Here is a 20,066-nt window from a genome sequence, read left to right as displayed (position 1 = left end):
TTAAGAGGACCGGTTAGTTCCTTCGGGAGCGAAGCTGAGAATTTAAGCCCCAGTAAACGGCGGTGGTAACTATAACCATCCTAAGGTAGCGAAATTCCTTGTCGGGTAAGTTCCGACCTGCACGAATGGCGTAACGACTTCTCAGCTGTCTCAACCATAGACTCGGCGAAATTGCATTACGAGTAAAGATGCTCGTTACGCGCGGCAGGACGAAAAGACCCCGGGACCTTCACTACAGCTTGGTATTGGTGTTCGGTTCGGTTTGTGTAGGATAGGTGGGAGACTGTGAAGCATGCACGCCAGTGTGTGTGGAGTCGTTGTTGAAATACCACTCTGATCGTATTGGATACCTCAACCTCGGACCATGATCTGGTTCAGGGACAGTGCCTGGTGGGTAGTTTAACTGGGGCGGTTGCCTCCCAAAATGTAACGGAGGCGCCCAAAGGTTCCCTCAGCCTGGTTGGCAATCAGGTGTCGAGTGCAAGTGCACAAGGGAGCTTGACTGTGAGACTGACAAGTCGAGCAGGGACGAAAGTCGGGACTAGTGATCCGGCACCGGCAAGTGGAAGCGGTGTCGCTCAACGGATAAAAGGTACCCCGGGGATAACAGGCTGATCTTCCCCAAGAGTCCATATCGACGGGATGGTTTGGCACCTCGATGTCGGCTCGTCGCATCCTGGGGCTGGAGTAGGTCCCAAGGGTTGGGCTGTTCGCCCATTAAAGCGGCACGCGAGCTGGGTTTAGAACGTCGTGAGACAGTTCGGTCTCTATCCGCCGCGCGCGTCAGAAACTTGAGGAAGGCTGTCCCTAGTACGAGAGGACCGGGACGGACGAACCTCTGGTGTGCCAGTTGTTCCACCAGGAGCACCGCTGGTTAGCTACGTTCGGAAGGGATAACCGCTGAAAGCATCTAAGCGGGAAGCCTGTTCCAAGATGAGGTTTCTCACCCCCTCGAGGGGGTAAGGCCCCCGGCAGACCACCGGGTTGATAGGCCAGAACTGGAAGCCCAGCAATGGGTGCAGGTGACTGGTACTAATAGGCCGAGGACTTACCACAAAGAAGCTACGCGTCCACTGTGCAGTATCTGAGACAACACACGAGTTGGTCAGCAGATAACTGAAACCCGCACCACCGAACCGTCACCAGCAGCACCGGTGACAGGGAACGTGTGTGCCTCGTGCTCTGTTGTTTCACAGAGTTTCGGTGGCCATAGCGGAGGGGAAACGCCCGGACCCATTCCGAACCCGGAAGCTAAGCCCTCCAGCGCCGATGGTACTGCACCCGACAGGGTGTGGGAGAGTAGGACACCGCCGAACAACCCTTCCCAGAAAGCCCCCCGACCACCGGTCGGGGGGCTTTCTGCATTCACGGGTCATGCACCGGCATAAGGTCTTTCGCCGTGCCCCCCGCCGGCCGGCATGGTGCTACCGGGAGGCGCCCACTGCCGTCACGGCAGCTGCCACCACCTTCTCGACGCCGTCGACATCCGGCACTCCCGCGCCGTGCTCGTCCGCCTGGAGGTCCTCGAGGGTGTCGAACTGCGACTGCAGCAGAGACGGGGGCATGAAGTGCTTCCTGCGCGACATGCGGTCGAGAAGCGTGTCGTAGTCCGCTTGCAGATGGACGAAGAACAGATCCGGGTAGCCCCCGCGCAGCCAGTCCCGGTACAGCCGCGTCAGGGCGGAACAGGCCGTCACCGACGTTCCACCCTCGCCTGCCACTCGTCCGATCTCACCTGCCACCGCGGCGAGCCACGGTCGACGGTCGTCGTCGTTCAGCGGGTGGCCTGCAGACATCTTGTCGATGTTCGCCTTGGGATGAAAAGTGTCGCCCTCGATGAAGGTGCTCCCCAGTGTCGTCGCCAGTGCGCTGCCGACGGTGGTCTTCCCGGTCCCCGACACACCCATCACGACGATGTGTCTCGGAATGCCGTCGGCGTGGTCCGTCACGTCAGAACACCACCCAGAGCAGTGAGGCGAGCGCGAAGACCGCGAGTCCCAATGTCGTTTCCATGACCGTCCAAGTCTTCAGAGTCGTCTTCTCGTCCATGCCGAAGAATCGGCTGACGAGCCAGAAACCCGAGTCGTTCACGTGCGAGAGCACGGTGGCTCCCGCAGCGATCGCGAACACGAGCAGTGCGATGTCGAAGTTACCCAACCCGAGCTCGACCACCTGAGCCGAGACCAGGCCGGCAGTGGTCGTCAGCGCGACCGTCGCGCTGCCCTGCGCGACGCGGAGAGCCGCCGCGATGAGGAACGCCTGCACGATCAACGAGAACCCGAGATCCGACAGCGACTCCGTCAGAGACGCACCGATGCCGCTGGCGCGAAGAACTCCGCCGAACATTCCGCCGGCGCCCGTGATGAGGATGATCGCGCACACCGGGCCCAGGGCGTCGTCCATGAGCGACGTGGCCTTCGAGACGGAGAACCGTCCGGGTGCCAGGACCACGAGTGACAGGAGCACCGTCAGCAGCAGAGCGACGGGTGTCTGCCCCAGGAGAATGAGTGCGTCCGCCCATCCGGCGTCCTCCGAGACGATTCCGGCGGTCTGCAGCGTCGAGACACCGGTGTTCAGGCAGATGAGTATCAGCGGGAACAGGAGCAGTCCGAGGACGGCCAGGAAGCGCGGTGGCGCGACGGCAGGAGCGTCGGGGTCATCGGCGGCATCCGCGAACAGCGCGGCCGGGCTGGTGACGAACCGGCGACCCAGGCGTGTGCCGACCAGGTAGGAACCGAGGAACCACGCGATGATCGCGACCGGGAGCCCGACGACGAGAGTGACGCCGATGTCTCCGCCCATGAGGTCCGCCGCTGCCACGGGTCCCGGGTGCGGCGGCACGATCGCATGCATGGCCGCGAAGGCGCCGGCTGTCGGCAGCGCGTAGAGCAGGACGGATCCGCCGAAGCGCCGCGCCACCGAGAAGATGATCGGCAGGAAGATGACGAGACCGGCGTCGAAGAAGATCGGGAACCCGAAGATCAAGGCGGCGACGCCGAGCGCGAAGGGAGCGCGCTTCTCACCGAAGCGTGCGATGAGGGTGTCCGCGAGAACTTGGGCCCCACCGGTCTTCTCGAGGAGTCGGCCGAGCATCACGCCCAGCGCGACGAGCAACGCGACGTTGCCGAGTGTCCCTCCGAAGCCCGAGAGGAGCGTGTCGGGTACGTCCGCGAGCGGGATGCCTGCGGCGACCGCCGTCACCATGCTCACCAGAACGAGCGACAGGAAGGCGTGGAGCTTCACCTTCATGATGAGGAAGAGCAGGACGGCCACGGCGACGGCCGCGACCGACAGCAGGTAGGCCGTTCCGTGTACCGGTTCCATGATGTCCACGCCGAGTCACCCTTTCGCGTGCCGAGATGTGTCCCGACACTAACGGCGCGACTCGCACGCACGGCGTTGCACGCGCCTCACCGTGTCCGAATCGTCACGTCCGCCGGGGTGTCATCGAGCGCGTGCCACGCGGCCCTCGTCCCACACCGGTTCACCCGACTCGTACACCCGACCGTCCGCCCCGAAGACGAGGAACCGGTCGAAACTCCGAGCGAACCATCGGTCGTGCGTCACCGTGACCACGGTTCCGTCGAACGCGACGATCGCGTCCTGCAGGGAGTCGGCCGACTCGAGGTCGAGGTTGTCGGTGGGTTCGTCGAGGAGAAGCATCGTGGCGCCGGACAGCTCCAACAGCAGGATCTGCAACCGTGCCTGCTGACCACCGGAGAGGTCGTCGTACCTCTGCTCCGCCTGGCGGGAGAGCCCGTAGCGGTCCAGTGCGCGGGACGCGGCCTCCCGTCCCATCCCGTCACGGTGCGAGGTCCCGCGGTGCAGGATGTCCAGCAATGTGTTGCCCTCGAGGTCGGGACGGGTGTGGGTCTGAGCGAACAGTCCCGGGCGGACCCGCGCACCGAGAGTGGCTGTGCCCGTATGCGATACGGGTGCCAGGTCAAGTTCACCGACGGGAAGGTGCTCGAGGTCGGGATCGGTTCCGCCGGCAGCGAGCAGCCGCAGGAAGTGCGATTTGCCGGACCCGTTGGAGCCCAGTACGGCCACGCGGTCGCCGTACCAGATCTCCGTGTCGAAGGGCTGCATGAGTCCGGTCAACTCGAGTGACGTGCACACGAGTGCACGCTTCGCGGTCCGTCCTCCCGTGAGCCGCACAGCGACGTTCTGGCGGAGCGGCACCGCCTCGGGTGGGCCCGCCTCCTCGAACTTCGCGAGCCTCGTCCGGGCCGCCTGATAGCGCGAGGCCACACCGTCGTTGAACTTCGCCTTCTCGCGCAGCCGCAGTACGAGCGCCTGCAGTTTCACCCGCTCCTCGTCCCACCGCGCCTTCAACTCGTCGAGTCGCGCGTTCCGCTTCTCGCGTGCCTCGGTGTAGGTGGAGAAGCCGCCGCCGTGCACCCACGCCGAGGCGCCGTTGATCCCTGGCTCCAGTGTCACGATGCGAGTTGCGGCCGTGGACAACAACTCTCGGTCGTGGCTGATGAACAGTACCGACTTGTCCGACGCGGCGATGGTGCGCTCGAGCCACCGCTTGCCCGGCACGTCGAGGTAGTTGTCGGGCTCGTCGAGCAGCAGCAGCTGATCGTTGCCCGCGAACAGTGCCTCGAGCACGAGCCTCTTCTGCTCGCCGCCACTGAGCGTGGACGCGGCCCGCCATTTCGCGCGTTCGAACGAGGTGCCCATCGCGGCCATGGTGACCTCGTCCCAGAACGGCTCGAGGTCGTACCCACCGATGTCGCCCCAGTCGGACAGCGCCTGTGCGTAGGCCATCTGGGTCGCTTCGTCGTCGTGCTCGATCATCGCGTTCTCGGAGTCGTCCAGTCGCCGGGCGGCCGTACGGACGGGCTCGGCGCACACGGACAGCAGGAGGTCACGCACCGTCGACTCGTCGCGCACCTGGCCGACGAACTGCCGCATCACCCCGAGCGTTCCGGAGCGCGTCACGCTCCCCTCGTCCGGCGGCACGTCACCGGCGACGATGCGGGTGATGGTGGTTTTGCCGGTGCCGTTGGGTCCGATCAGTGCGGTCTTGGCGCCGTCACCGACCCGGAACGACACGCCGTCCAGCAGTTGGCGGCCGTCGGGCAGGAAGTAGTCGACGTCGGACAGTTCGAGATGGGACACAGGACGTCAGACTACGGCCGGTCGATCGCGTCCTCCACGCCATATTCGTGCGTCGCTGGAGACGTCGCGGAACCCCGTCGGGCAAACTTGACCGATGCAGCCCACACAGCGACCCGTCACTCCCGGCGAGACCGGACGGCCGCGGCTCGTCGCATCGGACGTCGACGGAACGCTCATCGACCACCACGAGCGCGTGACGGCTCGAACGAAGGCCGCGGTGCACGCCGTCGTGGCGGCCGGGGACACCTTCGTGCTGTCGACGGGTCGACCGCCGAGGTGGATCGGGCCCATCGTCGAGCAGCTGGGTCACGCGCCCATGGCCGTGTGCGCCAACGGCGCCGTGATCTACGACAGCGAGAACGACGTGGTCGTGTCGGCGCGGACGTTGAGCGTGACCGATCTGGCCGAGCTGGCCGCTCTTGCGGAGTCCCTCATCGCCGGGTGCGGCCTCGCGGTGGAGCGGGTCGGCCGCAGCGCGCACGACGCGGCGACGCCGCAGTTCGTGAGCTGTCCCGGCTACGAGCACGCGTGGCTCAACCCCGACAACACCGAGACGTCCTCGGAGGAGGTGCTGTCCGCCCCCGCCGTGAAATTGTTGATCCGGCAGTCGTCGATGACGAGCGGGGACATGGCGGCCGCGCTGACGTCCCATGTGGAGCACCTCGCCGACGTGACCTTCTCGACCGACAACGGGCTGATCGAACTGAGTCCGCCCGGAGTGTCGAAGGCGTCGGGACTGCTGGAGATCGCGCGCACACTCGGCATCGACGCGTCCGAGATGATCGCCTTCGGAGACATGCCGAACGACGTGCCGATGCTGACGATGGTCGGCCACGGCGTCGCGATGGGCAATGCGCACCCTGCTGCGATCGCCGCGGCCGACGAGGTCACCACGAGCAACGCGGACGACGGCGTCGCCCGCGTGCTCGAACGGTGGTGGAGCTAGAGGAGAACGATCAGCCGACGGGCGCTGCCTCGGGAGCCGGGGCAGCCTCCGGGGCCGGTGCGGGAGCGTCCACCGGCGCGCCGGCGTTCATCTCCGCGGTGTACGTGTCGGTGAAGGTCTTCACGACCGTCGTCACGATGCCCGTGATCTCGTCGAACGAGAGCGACCCGTTCTCGAAGTCGGACTGCCATCCGTTCGGGATGCGGTACTCGTCGGACGTCGGTAGTCCGAGAGATCCGGACTCCGAGCCCATGGCGACGAACTGCTTGAAGATCTGGCCGAGCACCGAGACCACCTGGCCGGTGGGCGTCGTGTAGATCGATCCGTTGGCGAAGTCCGCGCGGGTCTGTCCCTCGGGTGCGGGGAGCAGTCCGGTCAGGGCGGCGCCGAGTCGACCCGACTCACCGCCCTCGGCGACCCACTTCTGCACGATCGGGTTCTGGACGCCCATCGCGAGGAGTTCGGACACGAGCCCGGTCAGCGTGTTGCCGGGTGCCGGTGACGACGCGTCGACACTCGGGGGAGCGGCGACGGGCGGTGCCACCAGGCCCTCGTCGGTCGAGGTCCCGGTACCGGGCTCCGCCGGTGTCGGGGTGCCGGTCCCGTTCAGGTTGGCTGCCGCGATGGACCGGATGTCGTCCATACGTGCGTAGGCGGCGTCGCCCGGGCACTCGGTGTTGCCGACGTCGCGGTGCGCGAAGATCACCGGGAGATCGATCGAGCGGCCCTGCTGGACGAACGTGTACTGCGTGCCCTCCGACGTCATCGTGGTGGTCCCCTTCGGGTCCAGGCCGGCCTTGCCGAGACGCCACCCGAGGAACTTGCCGGCAGCGTCGAGCGACTCCTGCGTCGGCTGCTCCGAGCTGTAGTCGCCCATCAGCGCGATGCCCATGGTGTTCTCGTTGAAGCCGCCCGCGTGCGCGCCCTCGACGTTGCGATCGAGGCCACCTGCGCGGCCCTCGAACACCTGGCCGTACTTGTCCACCAGCACGTTGTAACCGATGTCGCACCAGCCCAGTGTCTGCGCGTGGTACGCGTAGATCGCCCGGACGATGCCCGCGGACTCGTCCTTGCTGTAGTTGTTGCTGCCCGCGGTGTGGTGCACCGTGGCGCCGCCGAGAGAGTCGTCGTACGTGGGAGAACCGCAGCGCTTCGACTCGTCCGCTCCCCACTGGGCGCGGGTGATCACGGCGGGGCCGGAGCCGTCGACGGGGGTCGCGATGTCACTCAGCGTGCTGTCGGCCGCCGAGGTGCCGGGCGTGATGAGCACGGCGGTCGCGTCCGCGAGGGCGTTCGCGATCGGCTGGGCCCGTAGCGGGCGGGACGACGACGCCGGGACGTAGCCGAGCTCGGGTGCCGGCGCGACGGGATCGGCCGCGTCGGGAGCGGGAGCCGCCTCGGGTGCCGGTGCCGCCTCGGGAGCGGGTGCCGGCGGCTCGACCGGGAAGGCCGGGTCGGCGGGGTTCAGCACGGCGCCGGCCGGGACGGTGGGGCTCAGCAGGAACTGGACGCGCTTGGTCAGGCCCACGTAGATGGGCTCCGTGCCGTTGGCGACGGCGGGCACGTCCGAATCGGTGCGACCGGTGTCGATGGACTGCGTCTCGTTCCACGGACCCCAGGAACCGTCGTCGAGCTGGGCACGCACACGGGCCGCAGCAGAGCCGAGCTGGTCGGCCGTCAGCGCGACCATGCTGAAGGGGGTGTCCTGGGACACCTCCTTGACCACGGCGCCGTCCTGCGAGCCGTCCACCTCGGACGGCGCGGGGGCTGCCGGATCGGTGGGCGACGCGGCGGGCACCTCGGGAACCGTGAGTCCGGGGATGGACGGGATCTCGAAGGAGTCGGGCAGCGACAGATCGCGCAGCGACCCCAGGTCGATGTCCGGCAGATCCAGCCCGGTGAGTTCCTTCACGGGGATGACGATGTCGGGTGCGTTCGCGAGCGCCAGCTTGGCGATCTGCGTGGGAACGACGGTGGTCGTGTCGTTGGCCGCGCGCACTCCGGTGGTGCTGTCCCCGACGGCGTAGACCACGACAGGACTCGTGACCGCGAGTGCGGCGACGACACCCAGAATCAGTGACGGCTTCGGTCGACGGTGCAAGACGATTTCTCCCCTGGTAGACGTTGCCCCGCGATCACCGTCACATGTGACGGATGTGACTCATGTGATAGATGATGCGCAACAAGCGCCACACTAACCACAGAAACACCAACCATCAACCTCAAGTAGAGGGTTCGGCCAGGTGTTCGAACGATTCGCCCGTCGGGAGGGTCGACGTGCGGGTTGCGGGACGACTACACAGCGTCGGATACCCTGGTCACCCGTGACTGATACTTCGCGAGGACGGTACGACCTGATCGTCGTGGGGTCCGGTTTCTACGGCCTCACGATCGCCGAGCGGAGTGCCGCGGAACTGGGAAAACGAGTGCTCGTGCTCGACCGGCGCTCCCACATCGGAGGCAATGCCTACTCCGAACCCGAGCCCGGTACCGGCATCGAGATCCACAAGTACGGCGCCCACCTCTTCCACACGTCGAACGAGAAGGTGTGGGAGTACGTCACTCGCTTCACCGAGTTCACGGGCTACCAGCACCGCGTGTTCGCCCTGCACAAGGGCCAGGCGTACCAGTTCCCGATGGGCCTGGGCCTGGTGTCCCAGTTCTTCGGCCGCTACTTCACTCCAGCCGAGGCGCGCGCGCTCATCGAGGAGCAGTCCAGCGAGATCTCGGTCGAGGATGCCGCGAATCTCGAGGAGAAGGCCATCGCGCTGATCGGCCGCCCGCTGTACGAGGCGTTCGTCCGCGACTACACCGCCAAGCAGTGGCAGACCGATCCCAAGGATCTGCCCGCGGGCAACATCGCGCGGCTCCCGGTCCGCTACACCTTCGACAACCGCTACTTCAACGACACCCACGAGGGTCTGCCCGTCGACGGCTACACCGCGTGGCTCGAGAACATGGCGAAGAGCGACCTCATCGAGGTCCGGCTGGACACGGACTGGTTCGACGTCCGTGACGAACTCCGGGCCGAGAGCCCGGACGCGCCGATCGTCTACACGGGACCGCTGGACCGATACTTCGACTACTCCGAGGGCGAACTGGGTTGGCGCACACTCGACTTCGAGACCGAGGTGCTCGACACCGGTGACTTCCAGGGCACCCCGGTGATGAACTACAACGATGCGGACGTGCCCTACACGCGCATCCACGAGTTCCGGCACTTCCATCCCGAGCGCGACTACCCCGCGGACAAGACGGTCATCATGCGCGAGTACTCCCGGTTCGCGGAGTCGGGAGACGAGCCGTACTACCCCATCAACACTCCCGACGACCGCGCGAAGCTGGCGGCCTACCGGGCCCGCGCCAAGCAGGAGACGGCCGAGAACTCCGTCCTGTTCGGCGGCCGACTGGGCACCTACCAGTACCTCGACATGCACATGGCCATCGCCAGTGCGCTCACCACGTTCGAGAACACGTTGCGCCCCCACCTCGAATCCAATGCTCCACTGGGTGATTCGGCGTGAGCGAGGACCAGTTGCTGGGGCGGTCGCTGCTCCAACGCATCCTGCTCCCGCGCGCCGGTGAGCCGCTCGACGTCCGCACCCTGTACACGGACGAGGCCCGCACCAACCCGCGCCGCGCGCATTCGCTCTCTCGCACCTCGGTGTCCATCGGATCCGAGTCGGAGGTCTCCTTCGGCACGTACTTCAACGCGTTCCCGGCGAGCTACTGGCGACGGTGGAGCACGCTGGATTCCGTCGTCCTGCGGGTCGAGCTGATCGGCCACTGCCGCGTCGACGTCTACCGCTCGAAGGCGGACGGGTCCCGGATCCACGTCCAGGGCGGCGACACCGACGACGCGACGACGGTCGACGGCGACGTCACGACTCTCGAGTTCGTCGTCGAGCTCGGTCCCTTCGAGGACGGCGGATGGATCTGGTTCGACGTCACCACGGACACCGACGTCGAGGTGCGGTCCGCCGGGTGGTTCGCACCCGTCGACGCGCCCGGACGCGCGTCCGTGGCCATCGGCATCCCCACGTTCAACCGGCCGACGGACTGCGTGAAGGCGCTGACGGCGATCGCGTCCGATCCACTGGTCATGGCCGTCGTCGACGCCGTCATCGTGCCCGACCAGGGCACCCGCAAGGTGCGCGACGAGCCCGGATTCGACGACGCCGCGGCCGCGTTCGGTGATCTCCTCAGCATCCACGACCAGGCCAACCTCGGTGGATCCGGCGGATACAGCCGGATCATGTACGAGGCACTCGAGAACACCGACGCCGAGCACATCCTCTTCATGGACGACGACATCGAGATCGAGCCCGACTCGATCCTGCGGGCGCTCGCCATGGCCCGCTTCGCGAAGGTGCCGACACTCGTCGGTGGCCAGATGCTCAACCTGCAGGCACGAAGTCACCTGCACGTGATGGGCGAGAAGATCGACACCGGCATCTTCATGTGGGGTGGCGCCCAGAACGTCGAGTACGACCACGACTTCGCCGAGAAGCCGCTCCGCGAGTCGACACTGCTGCACCGCCGGATCGACGTCGACTACAACGGCTGGTGGATGTGCCTCATCCCGCGGGTGGTCGCCGAGACGATCGGTCAGCCGCTGCCGCTGTTCATCAAGTGGGACGACGCCGAGTACGGACTGCGAGCCCGCGAGGCCGGGTTCCCCACGGTGACTCTGCCGGGGGCCGCGATCTGGCACATGGCGTGGAGCGACAAGGACGACGCCATCGACTGGCAGGCGTACTTCCACCTGCGCAACCGCCTCGTGGTGGCGGCGTTGCACTCCCCGGGTTCCGCCCGCGGCCTCGTGGTGAACACCGTCAAGGCCACGATGAAGCATCTGCTGTGCCTCGAGTACTCCACGGTCGCGATCCAGAACATGGCGATCCGCGACTTCCTCGCCGGCCCCGAGCACATCATGGACATCCTGCCGACGGCGCTCGCCGAGGTGCACCGGGTACGCAGGCAGTACGCCGACGCCGTGGTCGTCCCGTCGTCGACGCTGCTCCCGCCGGCCAGCGGCGCGGACGTTCCCGCCGTCGCCGAGCCGGTCGGCGCCGTGGCCAAGGTGTCCCGGCTGGCGAAGGGCCTGATCCACAACGCCCGAGGTGCGCAGCGGCAGCACCACGACCGTCCCCAGCTCAACGTGCCGACGCTCGATGCGCGCTGGTACCTGCTCTCGCAGGTCGACGGTGTCACCGTCACCACCGCCGACGGACGCGGCGTCGTGTACCGCAAGCGGGATCCGAAGATCGCCTCCGCGCTGCTCGGAGAGGCGCTCTCGCTGCGCCGCGAGCTGGCGTCGCGCTTCCCCGAGCTGTCCGACCGGTACCGTCGCGCCGTGCCCGAACTCACCAGCAAGGAGCGTTGGGAACGTGTCTTCTCCTATCCGAACTGACAACCTGGTTCGAACCGACCTGCGGGTCCTCACCGCGGTGCAGGGCAGCGTCGGATCACTGCCGGGCGCCGTGCGTGTCGCTCGGGGGATGTCGCACTTCGGTGAGCACGCCCTCGGGTGGATCGCCATCGGCGGTGTCGGTGCCGTGGTCGACTCGGCGCGGCGCGAGCAGTGGGCGTCGGTCGCGGTCGGTGCCGTCGGTGCGCACGCGGCGTCGATCGTCGTCAAGCGCATCTCGCGGCGTCGGCGCCCGACCCATCCGTCCGTGCGCGTCGGCGTCTCCACGCCCAGCCGGTTCAGCTTTCCGTCGTCGCACGCGACGTCCACCACGGCCGCGGCGCTGCTGATCGGCCGCGCGAGCGGTCTGCCCGTGGCACCGGTGCTGGTGCCCGCGATGCTGGTGTCGCGCCTGGTGCTCGGTGTTCACTACCCTTCCGACGTACTCGTGGGCTCCGCGCTCGGCGCGCTGTCCGCGGCGGCGACGGTGCGAGCCGAGAAGAACGCGGCGGTCCGATTCGGCCTGACCGGCGGAGACGCAGCGGCCACGACAGCAGGAGCAGCATGAGCGAGGAACCCGCCGTCGTCGGCGCGCCCCCGAAGAACCTGGCCACGGGCATCGTCAAGGCGGTGCGCCCGCGCCAGTGGGTCAAGAACGTGCTGGTCCTGGCGGCGCCCCTGGCTGCCGGCTCGGTCACCGAGAGCTCGGTGCTCCTGCCGGTCGCGCTCGCGTTCCTCGTCTTCTGCATGGCCGCGTCGGGCATCTATCTGGTCAACGACGCGATGGACGTCGAGGCGGACCGGGCGCACCCCACCAAGCGATTCCGTCCCATCGCGGCGGGTGTCCTCCCGGTCAACCTGGCCTTCGCGATGGCGGTGGTGCTGCTCGGCGGCGCGATCGGGCTCTCGTTCCTGGCCAACTGGAACCTCGCCGTGGTCATGGGCGTCTACATCGCGGTCCAGCTCGCGTACTGCTTCGGCCTGAAGCACCAGGCGGTGCTCGACATCTGCATCGTCTCGTCCGGCTTCCTGCTGCGCGCGATCGCGGGCGGCGTGGCGGCCGACATCCCGCTGTCGCAGTGGTTCCTGCTGATCATGGCCTTCGGATCGCTGTTCATGGCAGCCGGCAAGCGGTACGCCGAACTGCAGCTCGCCGAACGCACCGGCGCCAAGATCCGCAAGTCGCTGGAGAACTACACCACCACCTACCTGCGGTTCGTGTGGACGCTCAGCGCCACGGCCGTCGTCATCTGCTACGGACTGTGGGCCTTCGACCAGGACGCGAAGAACGGCAGTTCCCTCTTCGCGATCTCGATGGTTCCCTTCACTGTCGCTATCCTGCGGTACGCAGTGGACGTGGACGGTGGCGAAGCGGGCGAGCCTGAGGAGATCGCACTCGGGGACCGGGTGCTCCAGATGCTCGCCATCGTGTGGATCGGAGTGGTGGGTGTCGCTGTCTACCTCGCATGAGGAACTGACAGAACGTACCGGCGACGAGCAGTCGCGGGCCGAGGACCGGGTGGGAACGCCCGGGTGGGCCCGAGCGACCGGCGTCGCCGGTATCGCCGTGGTCGCGGTGCTGACCTTCTGGGGCGCCTGGGACCGCCGTTGGATCGCGGACGACGGACTGATCGTGCTGCGCACGGTCCGCAACCTCCTGGCCGGCAACGGGCCGGTGTTCAACGCGGGCGAGCGCGTCGAGACCAACACGAGCGCCGCCTGGACCTATGTCGTGTACGCCTTCTCGTGGCTCAGCGGTGTCCGCCTCGAGTACGTGGTGCTGACCATCGCCCTCGTGCTGACGACGGCGGCCGTCACGGTCGCGATGATCGGCACGGCACGCCTGTACGCCGGGCGCGCGGTGCTCGCGCTCCCCGCAGGAGCGCTCGTCTACATCGCCGTACCGCCGGCACGCGACTTCGCGACGTCCGGCCTCGAGTCGTGCCTGGTCATCTTCTGGATCGCGGTCCTGTGGTGGCTGATGCTCCGTTGGGCGGACCGGCGGGTGGAGAACCCGTCGACGGCACTCGTGCTCGTCATCGCGTTCTGGGGCGGACTGTCGCCCCTCGTCCGCCCGGAACTCGTCATCGTCGGCGGCCTCGCGCTCCTCATGCTCGTCGTCGCGACGTCGGGATGGATCCGCCGCGGCGCCGTCGTCGTGGTCGCCGGTCTGCTCCCGGTGGGCTACCAGATCTGGCGCATGGGCTACTACGCGCTGCCGTACCCGAACACCGCGGTGTCGAAGGACGCCGGCGGCGCCAAGTGGGCGCAGGGTTCGACGTATCTGTGGAACCTCGTGGGGCCCTACGCCCTGTGGGTGCCCGCGGTGCTGGTCGTCGTGGCCGCGGCACTGGCCGCCACCCGGATCGGGCCCGGTGCGGCTCGCCGTGGCGAGGCGCCGAGCGGTCTCGCCGGACTGGTCTCGCGGATCCGGACGCCGAGCGCCGTGGTGGTCTTCGCGCTCGTGTCGGGTCTGATCTCCACGGTGTACGCCGTGCGCGTGGGCGGCGACTTCATGCACGGCCGCACTCTGCTCCCCGCGCTGTTCCTGCTGCTGCTCCCGGTCGCCGTCGTGCCGATCCCGCTGCGGCGCGGGATCGTGGCGCTGGTGTCGTGCGTCGCGCTGTGGCTCGGCGTGGTCGTCTGGGCGGTCTTCGCGGCCACCACCACCGGCATGCCGCAGGGCACGACGGTCGGGCGTAGCGGCATCGTCGACGAGCGGGCCTTCTACTCCGAGAACACCGGCCACCGCCATCCGATCCTGGCCAGCGACTACCTGGACTACCCGCGCATGCGGGCAATGGTGCAGACCATCGAGAACACGCCGGACGGCGGTCTGTTGCTGCCGTCCGCGCAGTTCACCTACTGGGACGTGGTGCCGCCGCCCCTGCCGATTCCCGAGGGCGGCGACGAGCACGTCGTCTACTTCCTCAACTTGGGAATGACCAGCATGAACGTGGGGCTCGACGTCCGGGTGCTGGATCAGATGGGCCTGGCGTATCCGTTGGCGGCGCACACGGAACGGCTCGACAACGGCCGCATCGGACACGACAAGAACCTGTACACGGACTGGGTGGTCGCGGACACCGGAATGGTGGACGTGCATCCCTTCCTGCCGTTCTATCTGGACGAGGAATGGGTGGAGCAGGCGCAGGTCGCGTTGACCTGTCCGGAGACGCAGGAACTGCTGACGTCCTACCGTTCGGAGCTCACGCGGGCCCGATTCGTGCAGAACTTCAAGCACTCGTTGGATCTCGCGGGGTACCGATTCGACCGGGTGCCGAAGTACGAAATACAACGGTGTAATTTGGAGATGCCCCCGGAGCGGCCCGCATCGTGACGATGTGCGGCAAGTGAGATCCGCATCACAGTGAGATCACCGGGTCATGGCGTTTCGGTGTCGTGAGTATTCCGATTTCGACGTCCCGGCTGGATTCCGGCATCTCGTTTGTGTAACGCTGTCTCCGTCGGCGGAGATATGTGTAGATGATGTGCGTCGACGTGCAGGATCGCCCGCGGGGCGATCGTGCGCGGAAGACGAGACCGATGGTTCAGGTTCCGAGGTCTTCCTCGGAGCGTGACCGGATATCGATCGACGAAGCGGTGCGGCCGTCCGGCTGCACGGAACTGTGAGAGGCCGAATGTATGCGTGACGGGTCCGTTACCGATGTCGCTGGTGACGACAGCGCTCTGCCGCGTAAGGCTTCACGCCTGCGCACCCCCCGAGTGGGCCGACGTATGCGTCAGGCCCTCGTCTCCGTCGTGATGGCCGCCGCCATCCCCCTCGGCCTCGCGGTCGTGGGCACCGGAGCCACTGCCAACGCCGAGATCCGTGCCGGATTCGACGTCTGGTCCGACTCGTCCATGGGTCCGATCAAGAGTCGCGTCTGGCGCGCCGCCGACGGCAACACGTCGAAGGTCGTGTACCTCCTCGACGGTCTCCGCGCGACGCCGGACATCAGCGGCTGGGAGCACGAGACCAATGCGGGCTCGTTCCTCTCGGACAACAACATCAACGTCGTCCAGCCGGTCGGCGGTGAGTCCAGCTTCTACACCGACTGGTACGCACCGTCGAACTTCAACGGCCAGCAGATCACGTACAAGTGGGAGACGTTCCTGACGCAGGACCTCCCCAACCGTCTCGCAGCGGGTGACCTCGGCTTCTCGCGTCAGAACAACGGCATCGTCGGTCTGTCGATGGGCGGCAGCGCTGCGCTGACGCTCGCCGCGTACCACCCGAACCAGTTCAGCTACGCCGGCTCGCTGTCCGGCTACCTGAACATCTCGGCGCCCGGCATGCGCGAGGCCATCCGCGTCGCGATGCTCGACGCCGGTCGCTACAACGTCGACAGCATGTGGGGACCGCCCTGGAACCCGGCGTGGCTCCGCAACGACCCGTTCGTCTTCGCGCCGCGTCTGCGTGACAACGGCACGCGTGTCTGGGTCTCGGCCGCCAGCGGCCTCCCGGGCAACTACGACCGCCCGGGCTCGCTGCTCGACTACTACAACACCGCCAACGGCATGGGCCTCGAGGCTCTGGCGCTCGCCAACAGCCGCGCGTTCCAGGTCCGCATGGCCTCGATCGGCGCCAACAACGTCACCTACAGCTTCCCCGCGCAGGGAACGCACCGGTGGGGTTACTGGTTCGATCAGATCGTGCAGATGATGCCCGACCTGCGTGCCAACATCGGCTGAGTCAGCTCGCTAGTCGACAGCCCCGGCCCTCGCTTCGGCGACGGTGTCCGGGGCTGTCGCATGTTCTGAGGCGACTCCAGTAACATTTGCACCACCAGTCACAGCGAGTCTCCCCGAGACCGTCGCCGTGACCGTGTAGAACAAGATCGGCGGCACTCTCGACGGACCGGACCTCTCCGGCACGCCGACGGCCCCGCACAGTCTGACGTTTCGAGGAAGCGAGTCCCACACATGCGAGTTCCGAACGGCCGGAGAGCGCGGATCCTGTCCGCCCTGGCGGTCACGCTGGTTCTTCCGCTCGCAGGGGGCCAGGCCGCCACGGCGGTCGCGTCTCCGGTCCACGCGGCACCGGTCCAGGCAGCGCCGCTGCGCGCGCAGGCGGATGCCGGCGCCACCGTGTCCGCGGTCGACTGGATCACCGACCGCCGTGTCGCGGTGTGGGTGAACTCGCCGTCCATGGGAGTCCCGATCCAGGTGCAGCTGCTGCTCGCGCGGGACTGGAACAAGAACCCGCAGGCCACGTTCCCGTCGGTGTGGATGCTCGACGGCATGCGCGCGACCGACACCGAGAACGGCTGGACCGCCGAGACCGACGCCGAGTCCTGGTTCGCCGACAAGAACGTCAACGTCGTGCTGCCCGTCGGCGGTCAGTCGAGCTTCTACTCCGACTGGGCCGAGCAGAACAACGGCCGGAACTACAAGTGGGAGACGTTCCTGACCAAGGAGCTCCCGCCCATTCTCGAGCGTGACTGGCGCTCCAACCAGACGCGCGCGGTCGCCGGTCTCTCCATGGGCGGCACCGCCGCGATGACGCTCTCGGCGCGGAACCCGGGCTTCTTCCGATTCGCCGGATCGTTCTCCGGCATCCTCAGCACCACGACGCTCGGCATGCCGCAGGCCATCGGGTACGCCATGCAGGACGCGGGCGGCTTCGACGCCGGTGCCATGTGGGGCGTGCCGTCGAGCGAGCTGTGGGCTCAGCACGACCCGTACGTTCTCGCGGAGAAGCTGAAGGGCATGAGCCTGTACGTCTCGAGCGGCAGCGGTACCGCCGGACCGTACGACCAGCAGTCCGACATCCCCGGCATCAGCACGAACTACGCCGGCATGGGTCTCGAGATCCTGTCGCGGCTCACGTCGCAGACGTTCGCGACCAAGCTCAACAAGCTCGGCATCCCGGCCTCGATCAACTACCGGCCGTCGGGAACCCACTCGTGGCAGTACTGGCAGTTCGAGCTCCGCCAGGCATGGCCGCAGATCGCCACCGCCCTCGGCGTCGAGGTGGACAAGCCCGCGTGCAGCGTCGGCGGGAACATCGGCGGCACCGCGAGCGCCAACGGATGGCTCGGCGACTGCCTCACCTCCGAGTACGACGTCGCGGGTGGGCGCGCACAGGACTTCCGGTTCGGTCGCATCTTCTCCTCCGACGGGGGCACGCACGTCGTCGCCGGTGCGATCGGTGGCGCGTACGCGGCCAACGGTGGTCCGGCCGGCGCACTGGGCATGCCGCTGTCGGGTGAGCTCGGAACCCCGGACGGCCGTGGACGCTACAACTCGTTCCGCAACGGAATGGTCTACTGGACCCCGCAGACCGGTGCGCACGCAGTGCGCGGCGCGATTCTCGACGAGTGGGCCCGCCAGGGCTACGAGGGTGGGCCGCTGGGCTACCCGCTGCGCGACGAGGTGCAGACCCCGAACAAGCCGGGTGCGGTCCAGGGCTTCGAGATCGGTGCGATGTACTTCTCGCCCGACACCGGCACGCACGCCGTGATGGGCAAGATCATGGAGAAGTACGGCCAGCTCGGGTGGGAGAACGGGGCACTCGGCTTCGCGAAGACCAACGAGGTCCCGGTCCGTGACGGCGGTCGTTTCACCGAGTTCCAGGGCGGCAACATCTACTGGTCGCCCGCGACCGGCGCGTGGTCCATCCTCAACGGCCAGATATTCGACGCGTGGAAGAGCGTCGGGTACGAGAACGGTCGCCTGGGATACGTCACCAGCGATCAGTTCGACATCCCCGGCGGTGTCCAGCAGAACTTCCAGAACGGCTTCGTGACGGTGCGGGACGGCGTCGTCCAGATCGTTCCCTGACCCGACACCGGGCGGTGCCGACACGGTGGGACTTCGCCCCGCGGCCGGCCTCCGGCCTTGCCGCACACAGAGTCCTCTCAGACCGTGCCGGTACCGTCCGCTGTCAGTTGCCGTGCCCCGATGACAGTAAGGACGTTCTCGTGACCTCGAGGTTCGCCACCACCGTCGCTCCCGTGATGCTGGCCGTCGCGGCCGGTGCTCTGCTCACCGCGTGCGGCGGCGACGACTCCTCGGCCAGCAGCACGCCGTCCCTCACGTCGAGCGCCACCGCCGCTGCGACCACGACGGAGGCGCCGACCTCCACGTCCGCGTCCGCCACGTCGACCTCGCCCGGCGCGACCACGAGTCCGGGCGCGGCGGCGACCGCTCCCGACGAGGCGGAACCGGTGCCCAGTGGCTTCCCCGGCCCGACCGAGGTGCCGATCGACGCCCGTGGAACCGCGTTCCTCGACGCTCTGAAGTCCCGCGGCGTCACGGTGGCCGGCAACGGCGACATCGCCATCGGCACGGCGAGCTACATCTGCGCCGCCCAGTCCGAGGGTGTGGCGGACGACCAGGTCCTCACCTTCGTCACCGCGAACGTCGGTGCCGAGGCGTCGGCGTCCGGTGCGACCATCAGCGCCGAGGACGCGTCGCGGACCGCACAGACGTACGTCGACGTCGCGCGCTCGACGTACTGCGGATAGGCGGCGCCTCGTGACACGATCCGGTCGGCCCGGGCCGCCGCGTCGGCGTTCGGTGGCGCGCACACTGCTCGTCCTGCTCGCGGTCGCGCTCGTCGTCGTCCTCGTCCTGCTGTTGCTCTGGTACCTGCTCGCGGGTCGACTGACGACACCCGGTCCCGGTGAGCCGCAGGTTCCCGGCGCCGAGCCGCCCACCTCGCAGCCGGCGTCGTGCCCCGACGTGTTCGTGCTCTCGGTGCCGGGCACGTGGGAGTCGAACGCGGCGGACGATCCCTACGCTCCCACCGCGAACCCGATCTCGTTGATGCTGAACGTGACTCAGCCGCTGCAGCAGCAGTTCGGCCCCGAGCGCGCCGAGGTCTACACGGTTCCGTACGTCGCGCAGTTCTCGAATCCCATCGCGTTCCCGCCCGACGGCCAGGCCTCGTACAACGTCAGCCGGTCGGAGGGCGCCGCGAAGGCGAACGAGATCCTGGCGCAGCGGTCCTCGGAGTGCCCGCTCACGTCCTACGTGCTCGCAGGGTTCTCGCAGGGAGCAGTCATCGTCGGCGATCTCGCCGCGTCGATCGGCGCAGGGGCGGGTCCGGTTCCGGCGGAGCGAGTCCTCGGCGTCACCGTCATCGCGGACGGCCGACGCGACGGCACCAGCGCGCAGCAGATCGGCCCGCCGGTGGACGGCGTGGGCGCGGAGGTGGCTCTCGGCGGTCTCGACGTACCCGGAATCACCATGACCGGTGCCCGCCAGGGTGGGTTCGGTGCGCTCGCCGATCGGACCTTCTCGATCTGCGCTCCCGGCGACCTCATCTGCGCGGCGCCGCCCGAGGCCATGTCGCTCCGGAACATCCCGTCGTCGCTGACCGCACTGGCCGGTGCGGCGGGTAATCCGGTGCACGGCAACTACGCTCGGTACGTCGTCGACGACGCCGGCACCACCGCCACACAGTGGACGGCGAACTGGGCGGCGGGGCTCGTCGCGTCGGCTCCGACGCCTGCTCACAGCTGACGGAAGGTGCTGCGCGGGGCAACTTTGGTCTCGAGCCGGTAACGGTTAGAGTGGCGAGTCGGCTTCGACTCCGGCCACCGCACCTTCCCTCGACGCTGCAGGAGAGAAAAT

14 protein-coding genes and 2 rRNA genes (1 of these 16 only partly in view) are annotated in these 20,066 nt (G+C 67.6%); 12 read left to right on the top strand and 4 right to left on the bottom strand.

Features of this window, described 5'->3' with window-relative positions; translation table 11 throughout:
* Positions 1 to 1,056, top strand: a 23S ribosomal RNA gene (locus QE397_RS19540); it begins 2,079 nt to the left of the window's first position.
* A gap of 143 nt (positions 1,057 to 1,199) precedes the next feature.
* Positions 1,200 to 1,316: ribosomal RNA gene (gene rrf, locus QE397_RS19535) — 5S ribosomal RNA — on the top strand.
* A gap of 108 nt (positions 1,317 to 1,424) precedes the next feature.
* Here rrf and QE397_RS19530 read toward each other — a convergent pair.
* The 3 genes from QE397_RS19530 to QE397_RS19520 all read right to left on the bottom strand — a co-directional run bounded on the left by QE397_RS19530 (position 1,425) and on the right by QE397_RS19520 (position 5,127).
* On the bottom strand, positions 1,425 to 1,949 hold the full coding sequence (locus tag QE397_RS19530) for a gluconokinase (protein ID WP_373425263.1): 525 nt from the start codon (positions 1,947 to 1,949) through the stop codon (positions 1,425 to 1,427).
* A 1-nt stretch (position 1,950) separates the two neighbouring features.
* Entirely contained in the window at positions 1,951 to 3,333 is a 1,383-nt protein-coding gene (locus QE397_RS19525) for a GntP family permease (RefSeq protein WP_027507266.1), read from the bottom strand.
* A gap of 111 nt (positions 3,334 to 3,444) precedes the next feature.
* Complete coding sequence (locus tag QE397_RS19520; RefSeq protein ID WP_307096813.1) at positions 3,445 to 5,127, bottom strand: ABC-F family ATP-binding cassette domain-containing protein; 1,683 nt, start codon at positions 5,125 to 5,127, stop codon at positions 3,445 to 3,447.
* A gap of 94 nt (positions 5,128 to 5,221) precedes the next feature.
* Between QE397_RS19520 and QE397_RS19515 the strand changes: the two genes are divergently transcribed.
* A complete protein-coding gene (locus QE397_RS19515) occupies positions 5,222 to 6,073 on the top strand; it encodes an HAD family hydrolase (protein WP_307096811.1) in 852 nt (283 codons plus the stop codon).
* 10 nt (positions 6,074 to 6,083) lie between these two features.
* Here QE397_RS19515 and QE397_RS19510 read toward each other — a convergent pair whose 3' ends face one another.
* Positions 6,084 to 8,174 carry an N-acetylmuramoyl-L-alanine amidase gene (locus QE397_RS19510; protein WP_307096809.1) on the bottom strand — a complete coding sequence of 697 codons (2,091 nt, stop codon included), beginning with the start codon at positions 8,172 to 8,174 and terminating at the stop codon, positions 6,084 to 6,086.
* Between the two features lie 223 nt (positions 8,175 to 8,397).
* Here QE397_RS19510 and glf point away from each other — a divergent pair, with 223 nt between their 5' ends.
* From glf to QE397_RS19465, 9 genes are all read left to right on the top strand, one after another.
* Positions 8,398 to 9,597 carry a UDP-galactopyranose mutase gene (gene glf / locus QE397_RS19505; protein WP_307096807.1) on the top strand — a complete coding sequence of 400 codons (1,200 nt, stop codon included), beginning with the start codon at positions 8,398 to 8,400 and terminating at the stop codon, positions 9,595 to 9,597.
* A complete protein-coding gene (locus tag QE397_RS19500) occupies positions 9,594 to 11,486 on the top strand; it encodes a glycosyltransferase (RefSeq protein WP_307096805.1) in 1,893 nt (630 codons plus the stop codon). The genes glf and QE397_RS19500 overlap by 4 nt, the downstream gene beginning before the upstream one ends.
* A 19-nt stretch (positions 11,487 to 11,505) precedes the next feature.
* Positions 11,506 to 12,051, top strand: coding sequence for a phosphatase PAP2 family protein (locus tag QE397_RS19495; RefSeq protein ID WP_051613706.1), 546 nt, complete (start codon positions 11,506 to 11,508; stop codon positions 12,049 to 12,051).
* A complete protein-coding gene (locus QE397_RS19490; protein WP_027507272.1) occupies positions 12,048 to 12,953 on the top strand; it encodes a decaprenyl-phosphate phosphoribosyltransferase in 906 nt (301 codons plus the stop codon). The genes QE397_RS19495 and QE397_RS19490 overlap by 4 nt, the downstream gene beginning before the upstream one ends.
* A 49-nt stretch (positions 12,954 to 13,002) precedes the next feature.
* On the top strand, positions 13,003 to 14,823 hold the full coding sequence (zomB, locus tag QE397_RS19485; RefSeq protein WP_307097651.1) for a flagellar motor control protein ZomB: 1,821 nt from the start codon (positions 13,003 to 13,005) through the stop codon (positions 14,821 to 14,823).
* A gap of 398 nt (positions 14,824 to 15,221) precedes the next feature.
* Complete coding sequence (locus QE397_RS19480; RefSeq protein ID WP_231476482.1) at positions 15,222 to 16,178, top strand: alpha/beta hydrolase family protein; 957 nt, start codon at positions 15,222 to 15,224, stop codon at positions 16,176 to 16,178.
* A 231-nt stretch (positions 16,179 to 16,409) separates the two neighbouring features.
* Positions 16,410 to 18,269 (top strand): alpha/beta hydrolase-fold protein, encoded by a 1,860-nt coding sequence (locus QE397_RS19475; protein ID WP_056443104.1) that lies wholly within the window; start codon positions 16,410 to 16,412, stop codon positions 18,267 to 18,269.
* A gap of 140 nt (positions 18,270 to 18,409) precedes the next feature.
* On the top strand, positions 18,410 to 18,955 hold the full coding sequence (locus tag QE397_RS19470; protein ID WP_027507276.1) for a DUF732 domain-containing protein: 546 nt from the start codon (positions 18,410 to 18,412) through the stop codon (positions 18,953 to 18,955).
* 10 nt (positions 18,956 to 18,965) lie between these two features.
* Positions 18,966 to 19,955, top strand: coding sequence for a cutinase family protein (locus QE397_RS19465; RefSeq protein WP_081821493.1), 990 nt, complete (start codon positions 18,966 to 18,968; stop codon positions 19,953 to 19,955).
* The last annotated feature ends 111 nt before the right edge of the window (positions 19,956 to 20,066 follow it).

This window comes from Rhodococcus sp. SORGH_AS_0301 (assembly GCF_030818285.1).
Classification (GTDB): domain Bacteria; phylum Actinomycetota; class Actinomycetes; order Mycobacteriales; family Mycobacteriaceae; genus Rhodococcoides.
Note: the sequence above shows the minus strand (reverse complement) of the source record. Positions and strands in the feature narration are given on the sequence as shown.

Excerpts from the sequence above, each read along its gene's own strand:
- QE397_RS19475 (WP_056443104.1), top strand. The coding sequence starts at position 16,410 with ATGCGAGTTCCGAACGGCCGGAGAGCGCGGATCCTGTCCGCCCTGGCG.
- QE397_RS19480 (WP_231476482.1), top strand. The coding sequence starts at position 15,222 with ATGCGTCAGGCCCTCGTCTCCGTCGTGATGGCCGCCGCCATCCCCCTC.
- QE397_RS19515 (WP_307096811.1), top strand. The coding sequence starts at position 5,222 with ATGCAGCCCACACAGCGACCCGTCACTCCCGGCGAGACCGGACGGCCG.
- QE397_RS19490 (WP_027507272.1), top strand. The coding sequence starts at position 12,048 with ATGAGCGAGGAACCCGCCGTCGTCGGCGCGCCCCCGAAGAACCTGGCC.